The sequence below is a fragment of the Massilia sp. WG5 genome, from assembly GCF_001412595.2.
Taxonomy (GTDB): domain Bacteria; phylum Pseudomonadota; class Gammaproteobacteria; order Burkholderiales; family Burkholderiaceae_D; genus Telluria.
On the sequence record NZ_CP012640.2, the window covers coordinates 3,568,665 to 3,582,835 of the forward strand.

A 14,171-nucleotide genomic window follows, 5' to 3' on the forward strand; every position below is an offset into this window, starting at 1 on the left:
GATTAAAACTGGGCGGAAAGTGAGGCTGATACTGCGTTCTCGGTGTAGGTCTGGCCGGTGCCCGCGCCGCTGCCGCCGCGCACGTGGCGCAGGTCGACGGCGAAGTTCAGGCGGCGATCCAGGCGCCGCGCCAGTCCGACCCGGAACTGGCGGTGGTTTTCGGTGATGCCGGTATCGATCGAGGTCACGCGGGCCAGATTCGCGCTTGCCGTGGCCGCGCTGCGCGACGACAGCTGGTAGGTGAAGACGCTGTTGAGACTGCGCTGGCGGGTATTGTTGTTCAGGGTGGCGAGCTGGCTGCCGAGCAGCTCGCTGTCGCTCTGCTGCAGGGACAGTGCGGTGCGCTCGGTTTTTGCGACCGAGGTCACCAGGCTGCTATGGGCCCAGTTGAAGGCGACCGCGGCCGACAGCTGCTTCTGGCGCAGGTAGCGGTTGCTGAGGTAATTCACGTTGTTCGCCAGGCTGGGCGGCAGGCCGGTGGCCTGCAGGTAGGCCTGCACGGCTTGCTGGCGCAGCACCGGATCCGGGATCGAGGCGCTGAACAGGGTGTCGAGCAGGGCCGCGGTGTCGACCGTCGACGGCAGCAGGAACTGCTGGCGGGTGGTCGTGATGGCGTCGCTATAGTTGATGCTCCACACGCTGTGACGGCTGTGGTGGCTGGCGATCAGCGAGCCGGTCTTGCCGAAATAACGGCGGCCAAAACTGGCTTGCAGGTTGGTGCGGCTCGACGGGGTCCAGATGAAGCCGCCGGACCAGTTGCGTCCGGCGGTGCGTCCGCCCAGCGCCTGGTAATCGTATTCGTCGTAGCCGGCGCTGGCGGTGGCGCTCAGGTACGACGAATAGCGCAGGCGCAGGTTGCCCAGCGCATTGCTGGACGACGAGCCGCCGGCCAGGCGGTTCTGCATTTCCTGGTGGGTGTACGACAGGCCCCAGCCGACGGCATGGAAGGCGGTCCCGCTGTTCACGTTCACGCTGCTCGTGCTGGCGGTGCTTGAACCGAACAGGTTGCGCGCGCCGGCATCGACGCCATCGCGCGAATAGCGCAGCAGCAGGTTGGCCACGTTGCTGTAGTGGTGCTGGACGTAAGGACTGATGCGCCAGGTGTTGACGGTGGTGCGGTTGCCCATCGTATACAGGCTGTCGCTCACCTGGGGGCCGAAGGCCGAGATACTCTGCGGGCCGCCGCTGGCCGCCACGTCGAGGAACACGTCGTCCGTCAGCTTGGCCAGGGCGGCGGCGCTGTAGTCGTGTTCGCGGTTGTTCAGGTTCGGCAGGCTGCCATCGGTGTAAGCGAACTGGTGTACCCGGCCGGACGCGGAAAAGCGCAGGCGCGAACTCAGCTCCGTCACTGCAAACCCACCCATTGCTTCGCTGACGAACTGGCCGTGCGCCCGATCGCCGGGCTGCAGGTTGACGTTGTCGGTATAGGTTTCGGTCGCCCCGACGGTCGGGGTAAATTTCCAGTCGGCGCGACATTCGGCCGACCACAGCAACGCCGCCATGGCGAGCGGCGTCAGCAGAAGCGCCCGTTCTGGACGCTTAGCCGTAGTGATAGTCATACGTCTCTTCAATGCCGGGGAGGTCCCTGGTCTTGTTATAGATGAGATTTACGTTGTTCAGGCCATCGAGCTGGCTCAGGGCTTCCTTGACCGCATGCTGGGTCGTGGTCTGGGCTTCGACCACCAGGACGATCTGGCCCATGTGCGAGGCCAGCACGCGCGATTCGCTGGTCAGCAGCAGCGGCGGCGAATCGAAGATCACGATGCGGTCCGGATAGCGGTTGGCGATTTCGGTGACCAGGTTGCTCATGGTCGAGCTGGCCAGCAGCTCGGTCGCGCGCGGGGTGCTGGTGCCGGCCGGCAGGATCGACAGGGTGTCGACGTTGGTGCGCAGCATCACGTCGCCCATGTCGAGCTTCTCGTCGACCAGCAAGTCCATCAGGCCGCGCTGGGCCGGCAGGCCGAGCGTGCGCAGCACCGACGGACGGGCCACGTCGGCATCGACCAGCAGCACGGTGTGGTCGAGTTCCATGGCGATGCTCATCGCCAGGTTGATCGCGCTGTAGGTCTTGCCTTCACCCGGCAGCGAGCTGGTGATCATGATCAGGTTGCCCGGCTTGTCACCCGGCGCGCGCTCGGCGAAGGCGCGCTGCAGCAGCGGGCGCTTGATGATACGGAAGTCTTCCAGCAGCGGCGTACGGCCGCTGGCCGCGGTGACCATGCCGGTCTCGCGCATGCGCGCCAGGTCCAGTTCGACGCGGCGGGTGCTGAACTTCGGCACGGCGCGCTCGGCGCCAGCGGCTGGCGCTGCCGCCGCGGGGGCGGCGCCAAAGGCCGGCGTGGCCGGGACTGCGTGCACGACCTCATGCGCCGGGATGTCCAGCACCGCGGCCGGGGCCGCGCTGGCGTCGATGGGGCTGGCAGGGATGACGGGGGCGGTGCTGCGCTGCTGCCGGTCGATGCGGCTGGCCGCTTTTTCGATAATGCTCACGAGGAACTCCTTGCAATCTTTACGGGGGCGCCGCGATTAAAGCGTCGGATGGGACAGGATCGCTGCCATCCCGGCGCCATAAATGCCGAACAGGACCAGTACCGATACCCCGAGCGCGGCCAGGCGGCGCTTGCGGCGGATCGTCTGTTGCGAGGTCCAGTTCATGCCGATCGAGCCGAGCACCGGCAGGCCGGTGACCTCGCGCAGGGTGGCCTGGCTCAGGAAGGTCGGGCGCAGCTGGCTCATCAGGAAGGCGACGGCGATGCCGGCCACCAGGGCGCCGGCGAACACCAGCGAGAACAGGCGCAGGCGGTTCGGGCCGCTCGGCTGCAGCGGGACGGTCGGCGGGTCGATCACGCGGAAGTTCAGCATGTCGGTGGCGGACGACAGGTCACCCGACAGGCGTGCCTGTTCGCGGCGTTCCAGCAGCTTCTGGTAGTTTTCCTTGTTGACCTGGTAGTCGCGGTTGAGCTGGGCCAGCTGGGCTTCGACTTCCGGCACCGAGGCGCTCTGGGTGCGCAGGCGGGCGACGCGGGCCGCATATTCGTCGACGCGGGTGCGCATCGACGCCACATGGGCTTCGGCCTGCGACAGCGAGACGTTCAGCTGTTGCAGCATCGGGCTGTAGCCTGCGCCGGGGTCGGCGCTGCGCTTCTTCTGCTTGGACAGGTCGGCCTTCTGCGCCAGCAGCTGGTCCAGCAGGCGGCGGTTGGCGACGATGTCCGGGTGCTGCTCGGTGTACTGCAGGCGCAGGGCATCCAGGTTCTTCTGGGTGGTGGCGATGCGGGCTTCCAGTTCCGGATCGGTCACCGGGATATTGGCCACTTCGCCCGGCTTGGCCGGCTCGCCCGAGATCTGGCGGCGGATCGCGTTCCGGGCCTGCTCGGCTTCGGCCAGCTCCAGGCGCGCCTGGCTCAGCTGGTCGGTGGCCTGGCTCAGCTGGGAACTGAAGTCGCCGCCGCCTTCGCGCGGCAGCAGGCCCATGTTCCTGATCTTGAATTCCTTCAGCGAGTTTTCGGCAGCGGTCAGCTTGCCTTCATAGGACTTGATCTGGTCGTCGATGAATTGCACGGCCCGTTCCGAGTCCTGTTTCTTGCCGCTGGACCCGCCCTCGACGAAGATGGTCATCAGCGACTGCACCACGTCCTTGCCCAGCTTCGGGTTGTCCGCGGTATAGGTGATCGTATAGATGTCGTCGCGCTCGGTACCGGCGATCTTGATCTTCGCCATCAGCTCGTCGACCATCTTTTCATGTTCCTTGGTGTCCCTGGCCTTGACGTCCAGGTCCACCATGCGCATCAGGCGCTCGACGTTCGGACGGCTGATCAGGGTGCGGCGCATGAAGACCACCTGCTGGTCCAGGTTGGGCAGGGTAGTCATGCCCGACAGCAGCGGCTTGAGGATGCTTTGCGTGTCCACATACACGCGGGCCGACGCTTCGTACTGGTTGGGCAGCTTTAATACCACGGCCCAGCCGATTACGGCGATCGTCCAAGAAATGGCAACGGCATACCAGCGGTACTTGCCGATTGCTTTAAGGAAGTTCAGGAGGGTGGCTGTGATCTCTGCCATCGTGTCAATCTCACCAGGAAGGAACCGGATTTATGTACTGATCCGGGTCAAGGAAAATGGAATACTCATCATCATCGCTTGTACTCAAAGCAATTGCAATTAAGCACAAGAAAAATGTGAAGCGCTCGACAGGTAGTACCTCGTCTACAACACAAATGCCGTCAAGAAACCCGGAGATGCGCTGTACTTGCATTGATTTTGTGAAATTATTGAAAAGAGTTTATGAAAAACAAGGATGTAAGATGCATTGAGGCAATACAGCGGCGGCAGGCAGAGTATTCATGGAGTAGACTTGCAGAATCGCAATTTTCTAAAAGAAATCGAATTTATTGTAATGTCTAAATTGCAAAAAGGGGTGCACGGTTGGTGCGCAATCGAAACATGGTCTGGCGCGGCGCGTCGGCTGCTGGCGGGGGGAGTGGCGGCCTGCATGCTGGTGCCTGCAGCGGGCGCCGATCTGACGGCCGTAGTTCCGACCGTCAAGCGTTCAGTGGTCGGCGTCGGCACCTTCGAGCGCACGCGCAGTCCGTCGACCGTGTTCTTCGGCACCGGCTTCGTGACGGGCGACGGCCTGGATGTGATTACCAATGCGCATGTGGTGCCCGAGAAGCTGGACGAGGCGCATATGGAGCAGCTCGGCATCGTGACCAGCGACGGCGACGTAGTGCGGTTCCGGCCGGCCCAGCTGGTGGCGCGCGACAACGAGCATGACCTGGCCCACCTGCGGCTGAGCGGTCCGCCGCTGCCGGCCTTGAAGCTGGGCGATTCCGATGAGGCGGCCGAGGGCCAGAACCTGGCGTTCACCGGTTATCCGCTGGGCATGGTGCTGGGCCTGCATGCGGCCACCCACCGCGCCACCCTGGCGGCCATCACGCCAATCGTCATGCCGTCGCTGAACTCGCGCAAGCTCGAGGTGCGCCAGCTGGCCCAGCTTCAGCGCACGTCCTTCGACATCTTCCAGCTCGACGCGACAGCTTATCCCGGCAACAGCGGCAGCCCGGTCTACGACCCGGCCAGCGGCCAGGTATGGGGCGTGATCAACGCCGTGTTCGTCAAAGGTTTGAAGGAAACCGCGATCAGCAACCCCAGCGGCATCACGTATGCGATCCCGGTGAAATACGTTAAAAATCTAATGCAACAGAAATGAAACGTTAGGGAAAGTTTTCAAGCGTGCGCGGTCTTTTCCTAAAGCACTATGATATACAATAGCTCGCTGTTAATGGCTTACTAACATATTGCGTTCGACGAAAGGGAATGACGTGGGCAAGTACAAGGCGAACCTGATCAAACATACGGCAGTAGCGGCGTCCACTGCGCTTGCGCTGGTCCTGACCGGCTGCGCCACCAGGAGCCCGCTGCCGCCTCAAACCCAGGTCAGCAACCCCGAGTACCTGATCGGACCGGGCGATACCGTGAATATCATGGTGTGGCGCAATCCCGAGGTGTCGATGTCGGTGCCGGTGCGTCCGGACGGCAAGATCACGACCCCGCTGGTCGAAGACCTGCCGGCCGCCGGCAAGACCTCGACCGAACTGGCGCGCGATATCGAAAAGGCGCTGGCCAAATTCATCCAGCAACCAGTGGTGACCGTCATCGTCACCAACTTCATCGGCAATTTCAGCGAACAGATCCGTGTGGTCGGCCAAGCTGCCAAGCCACAAGCCCTGCCGTACCGCCGCGACATGTCCCTGATGGACGTGCTGATCGCGGTCGGCGGCGTGACCGAATTCGCGGCCGGCAACCGTGCCAGCCTGATCCGCACCGTCGATGGCAAACAGCAGAAGTTCAACGTCCGCCTGGACGATCTGATCAAGGACGGCGATATCTCGGCCAATATGCCGATGCGCCCGGGTGATGTGCTTGTGATCCCCGAAAGTTTCTTCTAATCTTACGCGTCGATAATTTTTACACTCGGCAGCGTTCCGACTTACAATGGAAATTTCCGGGTAGTACATCAGCGACTAAGCGTCTGATTTAAAATATTTTTTTCGGAACAGCGTGATCATGGCCCGGAACTTGCTTTTCATGGGAAGTCAGGGAAACTTCGCATGAACGCAACACATCTTTGGGGATATCGCACGTGCCTACCGAAAATCAAGAAAGCAATGGAAACGCGGCGCCCTTGTCCTTGAGTGAACGCGGCGCCACGCGGCGCCGGCTGGCCAAGGCCGGCGTCGGCGCAGCCGGTGTCCTGTTGACACTGGAAAGCCGTGCCGCCATGAGCCCGATGATCTGCAAGTCGCCCTCGGGCGCCCTGTCCGGCGGCTTGAGCAGTCATTACGGCCCGGAGCCAGTCTGCCAGGGGCTCTCGCCGGGATACTGGAAAAATCATACCAGCGCCTGGCCGATTCCCACCACGACCATGTTCGCCGCCGTGTTTTCCGCCGGCGACCCGCGTTCCTGCAGCGCCGATACCAAGGGCAAGAACTACACCTGCTCGACAATGCTTAACCTGCTGACGCCGCAGCACTTTGACCAGTACAAGCTGGCGATGCATGCAGTGGCGACCTACCTGAATATCAAGTCGGGCAAAATCAATTTCCTGTCCGTCGAGACGCTGCTGAGCATGTGGTCCGAGGTGCAGGCCAAGGGCTACTATGAGCCGACCGCCGGAGTGAAGTGGAGCGCCGAGCAGGTCAAGAACTACCTGCAGGCCACTCACGACTGACGGGGCGGCAATAAGCATGTGGCGCGTGGTTCAAGGGCAATCCCTTTTCTTTCGGGAATGGGATGGCGAAGCGGTGTTGTACAACGACCTGTCAGGCAATACCCACCTGCTGGATGGCGGCGCCATCGATGTGCTGCAGGCCTTGCGCGCCGGCCCGGCCGATGCCGCTACCCTGGCGGCCGGACTGGCCGGGCGCTTCGAGGCCGATGCCGATGAACTGAGCGCCGTGATCGACGACATGCTGGCCGGCCTGGCCACCCTCGACCTGGTCGAATTTTCCCCATGCTGACCATCGCCGACCTGCCGCGGCGCGAGCTGGCGGCGCGCCTGGCCGGCCCGGGGCTGGTCCTGCGCACCGGGCCCTTCGCCAACCGCATCCGCAGCGACATTCCCTATCTGGTCGATGGCATTGCGCTGCTGTACGCCGACTATCCGGTTGACGAGCCCGGCGGCTTTGCCGACTTCCACCTGTCGCTGCATCGCGCGGGCGGCGTGCGCCGCTGGTTCCGGCCGCAGGTCCGTTTCGCCCACGAGGGCATGACCCCGTTCAAGCCCTTGCCGCTGGCGCAGGCCTATCCGATGTTCGAATGGGTGATGAACTGGTGCGTGTCGCACCGCGCCCACGCTTACCTGATCATCCATGCCGCCGTGCTGGAGCGGCATGGCCGCGCGGTGATCCTGCCGGCGCCGCCCGGCTCGGGCAAGAGCACGCTGTGCGCGGCGCTGGTCACGCGCGGCTGGCGCCTGCTGTCCGACGAGATGACCCTGGTGCGCCTGGACGACGGCGCCGTGCTGCCGCTGCCGCGTCCGGTCAGCCTGAAGAACGGGTCGATCGACGTGATCCGCGGCTACGCCCCCGATGCCGTGCTCAGCCGGCCGGTGGAAAACACCGCCAAGGGCACCATCGCCCACCTGAAACCCCCGGCAGACAGCATCGCCCGCGCCTTCGATCCGGCCCGCGCCGCCTTCATCGTGTTTCCGCGCTACGAGGCGCAGGCCGCCACCAGCCTGGCGCCGCTGGCGAAGGCGCGCGCCTTCATGGGCGTGGCCGAGAACGCTTTTAATTACCAGGTGCTGGGTGTGCGCGGCTTCAAGGCCCTCGGCGACCTGATCGAATCGACGGCGGCCTTTGAGTTCCGTTACAGCAAGCTGGACGAAGCGGTGACCCTGTTCGAGCGCCTGGCGAAGGAGGGCGCATGAGGGACCCGCTGCTGCTGCGCGTGCTGCGCGAGCCGTCCGCCGCCGCCGGACTCGATCTGGCCGGCTGGGACCTGCTGCTGCGCCAGGCGCTCGGCGCGAATATGAGCGCCATGCTGCCGGTGCTGCTCGAGGATGCCGGCCTGTTCGACGCGGTCCCGCCGGCGCCGCGCGCCCAGCTGGAGTGGGCGCGTGCCGCCAGCGCGCGCCATGCCCAGGCGGTGCATTACGAGGTGATGCAGATCGACCGCGCCTTGTCCGGCCTGGGCTTGCCGCTGATCCTGCTCAAGGGCGCGGCGTATGCGATGGCCGGCTTGGCGGCGGGGCGCGGCCGGATGTTTTCCGACATCGATATCCTGGTGCCGAAAGCGCAGCTGGGCCAGGTAGAGGCCGCCCTGATGCTGAACGGCTGGGCCAGCCTGCACCAGGATGCCTACGACCAGCGCTATTACCGCGAGTGGATGCATGAATTGCCGCCGATGGAGCACCTGCGCCGAGGCAACGTCATCGACGTGCACCATGCCATCCTGCCCGAGACGGCGGCGCAGCGTCCGGATCCCGCCAGGCTGCGCGCGGCCGCCGTGCCGATCGATGGCCTCGCACCGGGCATGCCGCGGTTGTTCATGCTGGCGCCGCGCGACATGGTGCTGCACAGCGCCGTGCACTTGTTTTCGGAAGGCGAGTTCGACCACGGCCTGCGCAACCTGTTCGACATTCACCGGCTGCTCCAGCAATTCGGACCGCAGCAGGGCTTCTGGGACGGCTTGCCGGCGCGCGCGCGCGAACTCGAACTCGAACGGCCGCTGTTCTATGCGCTGCGCTACTGCCGGCGTCTGTTGGGGACGCGGGTGCCGGACGCGGTCCTGCAGGCCATGGCGCCGTCCGGCCCCGGCCGCCCGCTGCTGGCGCTGATGGACCGCCTGTTCCTGCGCGCCCTGGTCCCGGCGCACCCCAGCTGCGCCGACGCTTTCACGCCGGCCGCCCACGGCATGCTGTACATCCGCGGCAACTGGCTGCGCATGCCGTTTTTCCTGCTGACGCGCCATCTGTTCCATAAAGCCTTTCTTTCTCCTGACGCAAAGCCGGCCCATTGAATGGCTGGCTCCGCAAAGTGAAAAGGCATATTATTAAAAGATTATTGATATGCAATCATTAATATTGCGAGGACGACATGGGAAGCGCGGAAAACAGGCTGGTGCGATTGCAGGACCTGCAGCATTTTCTGGCGGAAGGCAGCCTCGACGATAATCTGCAGCACCAAGCCACGCTGGCGGCCGGCCTGCTCGGTGCGGGAAGCTGCTCGATCATGCTGCTCAACAGCGGCGCGCCCGAACACCTGCGCATGACGCTGTATGCGCGCGTCGGCAACTTGCCGGATGCGGCCCTGACGGCCTCGGTCGGGCAGGGGGAAGGCATCTGCGGCCGGGTGCTGGCCAGCGGCGATCCGCTGCTGGTCGACGATATCGCGCAGTCGGAACTGGCGGGGCTGGCGCATGCCCGCGACGACATCGGCGGCAGCCTGATGTGCTCCCCCTTGCGCGTCGACGGCAAGATCGTTGGCGTCATCAACGTGGCGGGCGCGAAGGACAGGCCGGCATTTGGCCATAGCGATTTGCAATTGCTGAATATAATTGCGCTATTCATTGGTAAGTCGATCCAGGTGCAACAATTGCAACGCTTGCTCGATTCGCGCTTTGCCCAGCTGGCCTTGCTGCAGGAAGCGCGTGACCAGGTCGAGGACAAGGTCCGCCTGGCTTACCGTAATCCGGAGGATGCGGCAAAAATTCTGGCGCGCTCGTTTTTCAAGGAAATGACGAAGGCCGGTTTCGAGTCCGGCCAGATCGTCAGCGCGGCAACCGAATTGATCGAGCAACTGAACCTGAAGTTGAAGCGTCCTCCATTGTCCCCACCGACCTGAAGCGATTCTTAATCCGATTCATGCCCGATACCACACACCATCTGGCGTCCGCACTGGATGCCTGGCAGGCATTGCTCGGCCGGGACAATGTCCTGACCGGCGATGCCGCCCAGCAGGCCTGGGGCCGTGATACCACCGGCGCCGCGCGCCGCCTGCCGGCCGCGCTGCGCATCCTCGACAGTCAACTCCTGCCTGAAGTCATGCGCATCGCCCAGCGCTACCGGGTGCCGGTGCACCCGATCAGCACCGGCAACAACTGGGGCTACGGCAGCGCGCTGGCGGCGCGCGACGGCTGCGTCATCATCGATTTGTCGAAGCTGCGCAAGATCCTGCATTTTGACCAGGAAATGGGCGTGATCACGGTCGAGCCCGGCGTTACGCAGGGGATGCTGGCCGACTTCCTGACGCAGAAGGACTACCCGTTCATGGTGCCGACCACCGGCGCCGGTCCCCATTGCAGCCTGCTCGGCAATGCGCTCGAGCGCGGCTACGGCGTGACGCCCCATACCGACCACTTCGCCGCGGTGACGGACCTGGAAGCCGTGCTCGCGGATGGCAGCCTGTACCGCACGGCGATGCGCGAAGCGGGCGGCGACGATATCGCGCGCCTGTTCAAGTGGGGCATCGGTCCCTACGCCAGCGGCCTCTTCACCCAGAGCGGCCTGGGCATCGTGACGCGCATGAGCATCATGCTGGCGCGGCGGCCGGAAAAAGTGAAGGTATGCCTGTTCAGCCTGAAGGACGACAGCCTGCTCGAGCCGGCCGTCGAGCGGATCCGCACGATTCTCGGCCGCCTGCCCGGCACCGTCGGCGGCCTGAACCTCATGAACCGGCACCGGGTGCTGGCGATGTCGGCGCCGTATCCGGCCGACCGGGTCGGGCCCGACGGCCTGATCCCGCAGGAAGTGATCGACGCGCTCGGCAGCCAGTACCAGATCCTGCCCTGGACCGGTTTCGGCACCCTGTACGGCACCGCCAGGATGGTGGCGGCGGCGCAGAAGGAGATCCGGGCCGCGCTGAAGGGCGTAGCCAGCCGCCTGCTGTTCCTGAGCCAGGACAATGCGAATACCTTGCTGGCCCTGTCGCGCTGGATTCCAGGGCCGGCCGGGCGGCGCTTGTCGAGCACCGCGTCGACCCTGGCCAGTTCGATGGAACTGGTGCTCGGGCGCCCGAACGAAACCGCCTTGCCGCTGGCTTATTGGCGCAATCCGCGTCCGCATGGCGAGGGGCCGCGCGATCCGGCGCGCGATGGCTGCGGCCTGATCTGGTACGCGCCGCTGGTGCCGATGCGCGGCGCCGGCGCGCGCGCCTATGTCCAGATGGTCAGGGAGATCACCCGGCGCCACGGCATCGAGCCCTTGCTGACCTTCACCTCGCTCAGCGACAAGCTGTTCGACAGCACCGTGCCACTGCTGTTCGACCGCCATTCCCCGGCGGCAGTGGCGGCGGCGCAAGCGTGTTACCGCGAACTGATCGCCGCCGGCCGCGAGCGCGGCTGGTTCCCCTACCGGCTGGCGGTGGACGCCATGCCCGAACTGCAGGGCTGGCTGGACGATTCGGCGCGCCTGCATGCGCGGCTGCGTCGCGAGTTCGACCCGCACGACCTGCTGGCGCCGGGGCGTTATCACAGCTGAGCACATGCCCGGCAAATCTCCTCAGCGGTCATGGCCCGACAGATGTGTTAAACAGCGCACTGTCGGGTTTTTTTACAATTTTTGTTAACCGGGCAATGTAATTACGCAATAATGTTAATTTCCAAATAACAATTCGCTTAAAAATCAGTTATTTACAAGGTAACTCTTCATGCTGGCACAGAGGTTGCTTATATACCTGTGCTGTCGCAACCATCAATTGAAATCCAAATATTGGAGAGAACATGAAGAAGTTACTCGCTTTCGCCGCTACTGCCGTCATGAGCGTTGGTGCCTATGCTGCTCCGGCAATCGCCCTGCCGGATGGTCCGCTGTACCTGAAGTTTACCGGCCAAGAACAAATCGCCACGAATGGTGCGACCACCTGGAACGCAAATGGCGTGAAAGAGATCAACTGGGGTGTCTTTAGCGTCGAGACCCTGTACAAAGGTAACGTCGTGGTTCCGCACGACTCGGTCAATCCGATCACCCCGGCTATCTACGCCAATGGCTTCTCCGGCGGCCAGATCACCGGTATGTTCTACGGCGTTCAAGCCGGTACTGCTTCGACCGACCCGCTGAACGCATTCCCTGCAACCGGCGGCTACCTCGACCTGTACTGGCGCGATACCAGCAAGATGAGCGCCAGCTCGACCGACATCAGCCCGGCCGGCGTTCGTTGCGGCTATAGCTGCGCCACCGGCTTCACCGAAGGTACCTTCCTGGCGCGTATCATGTTCGATACCGGCATGGATACCGGCAACACCACCAACACCATCGTCGGCACGACCATCCCGAGCAGCAACGGCTTCTCCGGTGTGGCTGATTCCTACGGTTCGGTCGTGGCCGATGCCACGGTCAACGGCATGACCGGCCTGTGGGCAAACCAGCTGGACTCGAACTGGTTCTCGAGCTACCTCGGCCTGCGCGACCTGCGCTTCAAGAACAGCTACAACTACAACCCGACCTGGAATGGCGGCGCCAACATCCTGGGCGCACGGATCGACGATCCAGCCCAGGCATACTCCGGCACCGTCCCGGAACCGGGCGTGCTGTCGCTGATGGGCCTGGCGATGGTCGGCATGGGCGCTGCCCTGCGTCGCCGCGAGAAGAAGCCTGCCAAGTAATCCTGGCGCGCTCATGAAAAGGCCTCTTCGGAGGCCTTTTTCTTTTTCTAAAACTTTTGCTGATTGACAACATCAGCGTCCTATTGTTTACTTGCCAAATGTATATACGAACCCGCCTTCTTCTCCAGGTGCCGGCAGTCATGCTGATCCTGGCCTTCGTGCCGACCAACCTCGGCAAGCTGGCCGCGTTGCTGCTGCTCTGGGCCCTGACGTTCGGCCGGATCAGCAAGGTGGAAGCGATCTTCTATGTCTGCGTCTGCCTGTTCTTCACGGCGATGAACGCGGCGTCCCTGAAGCAGGGCATCTTCATGTTCGCCCATCCGGACATCCTGCTGCAGCCGGTCTGGGAGCTGTTCATGTGGGGCTTTTATCTGCTGCACACGCGGCGCCTGCTGAACGGTCCGGCGCCAGGCGGCCGGCGCGCCACGGTGTGGGCGCTCGCACTGGCCTATGCGGCCGCGTTCGCGACCATCCACGACAGCAATACCTTATTGATGGTGACCGGCGCCTTGCTGCTGGTCGGGCTGGTGCTGTTCCACGAGCCGCTGGACCTGGCCTATGCCGGCTATATGGTGCTGCTCGGGGCGCTGATCGAATACACGGGCGTGCATAGCGGGCAGTGGGGCTATCCCGGCAATCCGCCGGGCGGCGTGCCGCTCTGGTTCATCACGATGTGGGGCGGCATCGGCCTGTTCATGCGCCGGCTGATCGTGCCGATCCTGGTGCGCCATGAAGCGGCCGGGCAGGCGCCGGCGGGTGCGCCGGGCGCCTGAGCGGGTCTGGAAGCCTGTCCGGACTCAACCGAGATTGGTCAGGCGGCGCGCGATACCTTCTTCTTCCTTCTGGGAGAAGAAATAGGGGAACAGGGAGCGTTCGTTTTCTATGGAATCGCTGGTGCCGCCGTAGCGCTCGATCTGTTCCTGGACGTAATCGAGGCTGTTCCACAGCAGCCAGCCCGGCGCATCCACGCGCGGGTTGATGCGCAGTTCGCCCATGCGCTTGAAGCCGAGCATGGTTTCATAGAAGCGGCGGTGGCGCGGATTGACTTCGATGAACACGTCGGTGCATTTGTGCAGCCGGCGGCCATAGATGAACATCACGTGGAACAGCGAGGCCAGCGCGGCCTTGGAGCGGACTTTGGGATCGAAGGCGAGCTTGGTGATCTCGCAGACTTTTGCCCCGCGCGCGCGAAAGCGGTCGATCTCGTCCTTGAAGACTTCGTCGGCCAGCAAGCCGACCGGGGAATCGATGCCAAGCGTGACCGTTCCGACCACTTCGCCGTGGTCAGAAGCCGAAAGGGTAATCCGGTTCGGATCATCGTCAAGACGATGCGTGCCCGTATAACCGCGCCACGCATACATTTTGTTGATGAGAAGATTCGCAGAACTGCGTCTCCCATCCGTGTCCGCAGTGCGGATACCAAATGTTTTTTCGTTAATAGTCACGTCTGTGATCGTATCACAGTCGAGCTTGGCAGCTTGCTCAGGAGCGGTATCGTACCGTGCGCCTTGAGATTCAGAGGACGCTTTTGTCAATTCCTCGTGAGTTGTTAAACTGTTCATTCTTTT

General features: G+C 63.5%; 14 protein-coding genes. 10 read left to right on the forward strand and 4 right to left on the reverse strand.

Features of this window, described 5'->3' with window-relative positions; translation table 11 throughout:
- Positions 1 to 2 precede the first annotated feature (2 nt).
- Genes AM586_RS15930 through AM586_RS15940 form a run of 3 tightly spaced genes read right to left on the reverse strand, consistent with a single transcriptional unit; the run spans position 3 to position 4,062 of the window.
- Positions 3 to 1,559: a TIGR03016 family PEP-CTERM system-associated outer membrane protein gene (locus tag AM586_RS15930; protein ID WP_082439363.1), complete on the reverse strand. Its 1,557-nt coding sequence runs from the start codon at positions 1,557 to 1,559 to the stop codon at positions 3 to 5.
- Complete coding sequence (locus AM586_RS15935; protein WP_052234249.1) at positions 1,540 to 2,490, reverse strand: XrtA-associated tyrosine autokinase; 951 nt, start codon at positions 2,488 to 2,490, stop codon at positions 1,540 to 1,542. The genes AM586_RS15930 and AM586_RS15935 overlap by 20 nt, the downstream gene beginning before the upstream one ends.
- A gap of 36 nt (positions 2,491 to 2,526) precedes the next feature.
- The gene (locus AM586_RS15940) at positions 2,527 to 4,062 is read right to left on the reverse strand and encodes an XrtA system polysaccharide chain length determinant (RefSeq protein WP_052234248.1); all 1,536 of its coding nucleotides are present in this window, start codon (positions 4,060 to 4,062) and stop codon (positions 2,527 to 2,529) included.
- A 430-nt stretch (positions 4,063 to 4,492) separates the two neighbouring features.
- On the opposite strand from AM586_RS15940, the gene AM586_RS15945 reads away from it, so the two are divergent.
- The 10 genes from AM586_RS15945 to AM586_RS15990 all read left to right on the forward strand — a co-directional run bounded on the left by AM586_RS15945 (position 4,493) and on the right by AM586_RS15990 (position 13,376).
- Positions 4,493 to 5,209 (forward strand): S1C family serine protease, encoded by a 717-nt coding sequence (locus AM586_RS15945; protein WP_052234396.1) that lies wholly within the window; start codon positions 4,493 to 4,495, stop codon positions 5,207 to 5,209.
- Between the two features lie 112 nt (positions 5,210 to 5,321).
- Positions 5,322 to 5,948 carry an XrtA/PEP-CTERM system exopolysaccharide export protein gene (locus AM586_RS15950; protein WP_082439364.1) on the forward strand — a complete coding sequence of 209 codons (627 nt, stop codon included), beginning with the start codon at positions 5,322 to 5,324 and terminating at the stop codon, positions 5,946 to 5,948.
- A gap of 236 nt (positions 5,949 to 6,184) precedes the next feature.
- Positions 6,185 to 6,730 (forward strand): hypothetical protein, encoded by a 546-nt coding sequence (locus tag AM586_RS15955; RefSeq protein WP_156328254.1) that lies wholly within the window; start codon positions 6,185 to 6,187, stop codon positions 6,728 to 6,730.
- Positions 6,731 to 6,746: 16 nt separating this feature from the next.
- Positions 6,747 to 7,019, forward strand: coding sequence for an HPr-rel-A system PqqD family peptide chaperone (locus AM586_RS15960; protein ID WP_082439365.1), 273 nt, complete (start codon positions 6,747 to 6,749; stop codon positions 7,017 to 7,019).
- Positions 7,013 to 7,930 (forward strand): HprK-related kinase A, encoded by a 918-nt coding sequence (locus AM586_RS15965; protein WP_197416496.1) that lies wholly within the window; start codon positions 7,013 to 7,015, stop codon positions 7,928 to 7,930. Before AM586_RS15960 ends, AM586_RS15965 begins: the two co-directional genes overlap by 7 nt.
- Positions 7,927 to 9,021 carry a nucleotidyltransferase family protein gene (locus AM586_RS15970; protein WP_052234245.1) on the forward strand — a complete coding sequence of 365 codons (1,095 nt, stop codon included), beginning with the start codon at positions 7,927 to 7,929 and terminating at the stop codon, positions 9,019 to 9,021. The genes AM586_RS15965 and AM586_RS15970 overlap by 4 nt, the downstream gene beginning before the upstream one ends.
- Positions 9,022 to 9,122: 101 nt before the next feature.
- Complete coding sequence (locus tag AM586_RS15975; protein ID WP_162600552.1) at positions 9,123 to 9,845, forward strand: GAF domain-containing protein; 723 nt, start codon at positions 9,123 to 9,125, stop codon at positions 9,843 to 9,845.
- 20 nt (positions 9,846 to 9,865) lie between these two features.
- A complete protein-coding gene (locus tag AM586_RS15980) occupies positions 9,866 to 11,479 on the forward strand; it encodes an FAD-binding oxidoreductase (protein WP_052234243.1) in 1,614 nt (537 codons plus the stop codon).
- Between the two features lie 242 nt (positions 11,480 to 11,721).
- A complete protein-coding gene (locus AM586_RS15985; protein WP_229411245.1) occupies positions 11,722 to 12,603 on the forward strand; it encodes a PEP-CTERM sorting domain-containing protein in 882 nt (293 codons plus the stop codon).
- Between the two features lie 140 nt (positions 12,604 to 12,743).
- Positions 12,744 to 13,376, forward strand: a complete 633-nt coding sequence (locus AM586_RS15990; RefSeq protein WP_052234241.1) for a hypothetical protein — start codon at positions 12,744 to 12,746, stop codon at positions 13,374 to 13,376.
- A 24-nt stretch (positions 13,377 to 13,400) separates the two neighbouring features.
- Here AM586_RS15990 and AM586_RS15995 read toward each other — a convergent pair whose 3' ends face one another.
- Entirely contained in the window at positions 13,401 to 14,165 is a 765-nt protein-coding gene (locus AM586_RS15995; protein ID WP_229412933.1) for a GNAT family N-acetyltransferase, read from the reverse strand.
- Positions 14,166 to 14,171: the final 6 nt, after the last annotated feature.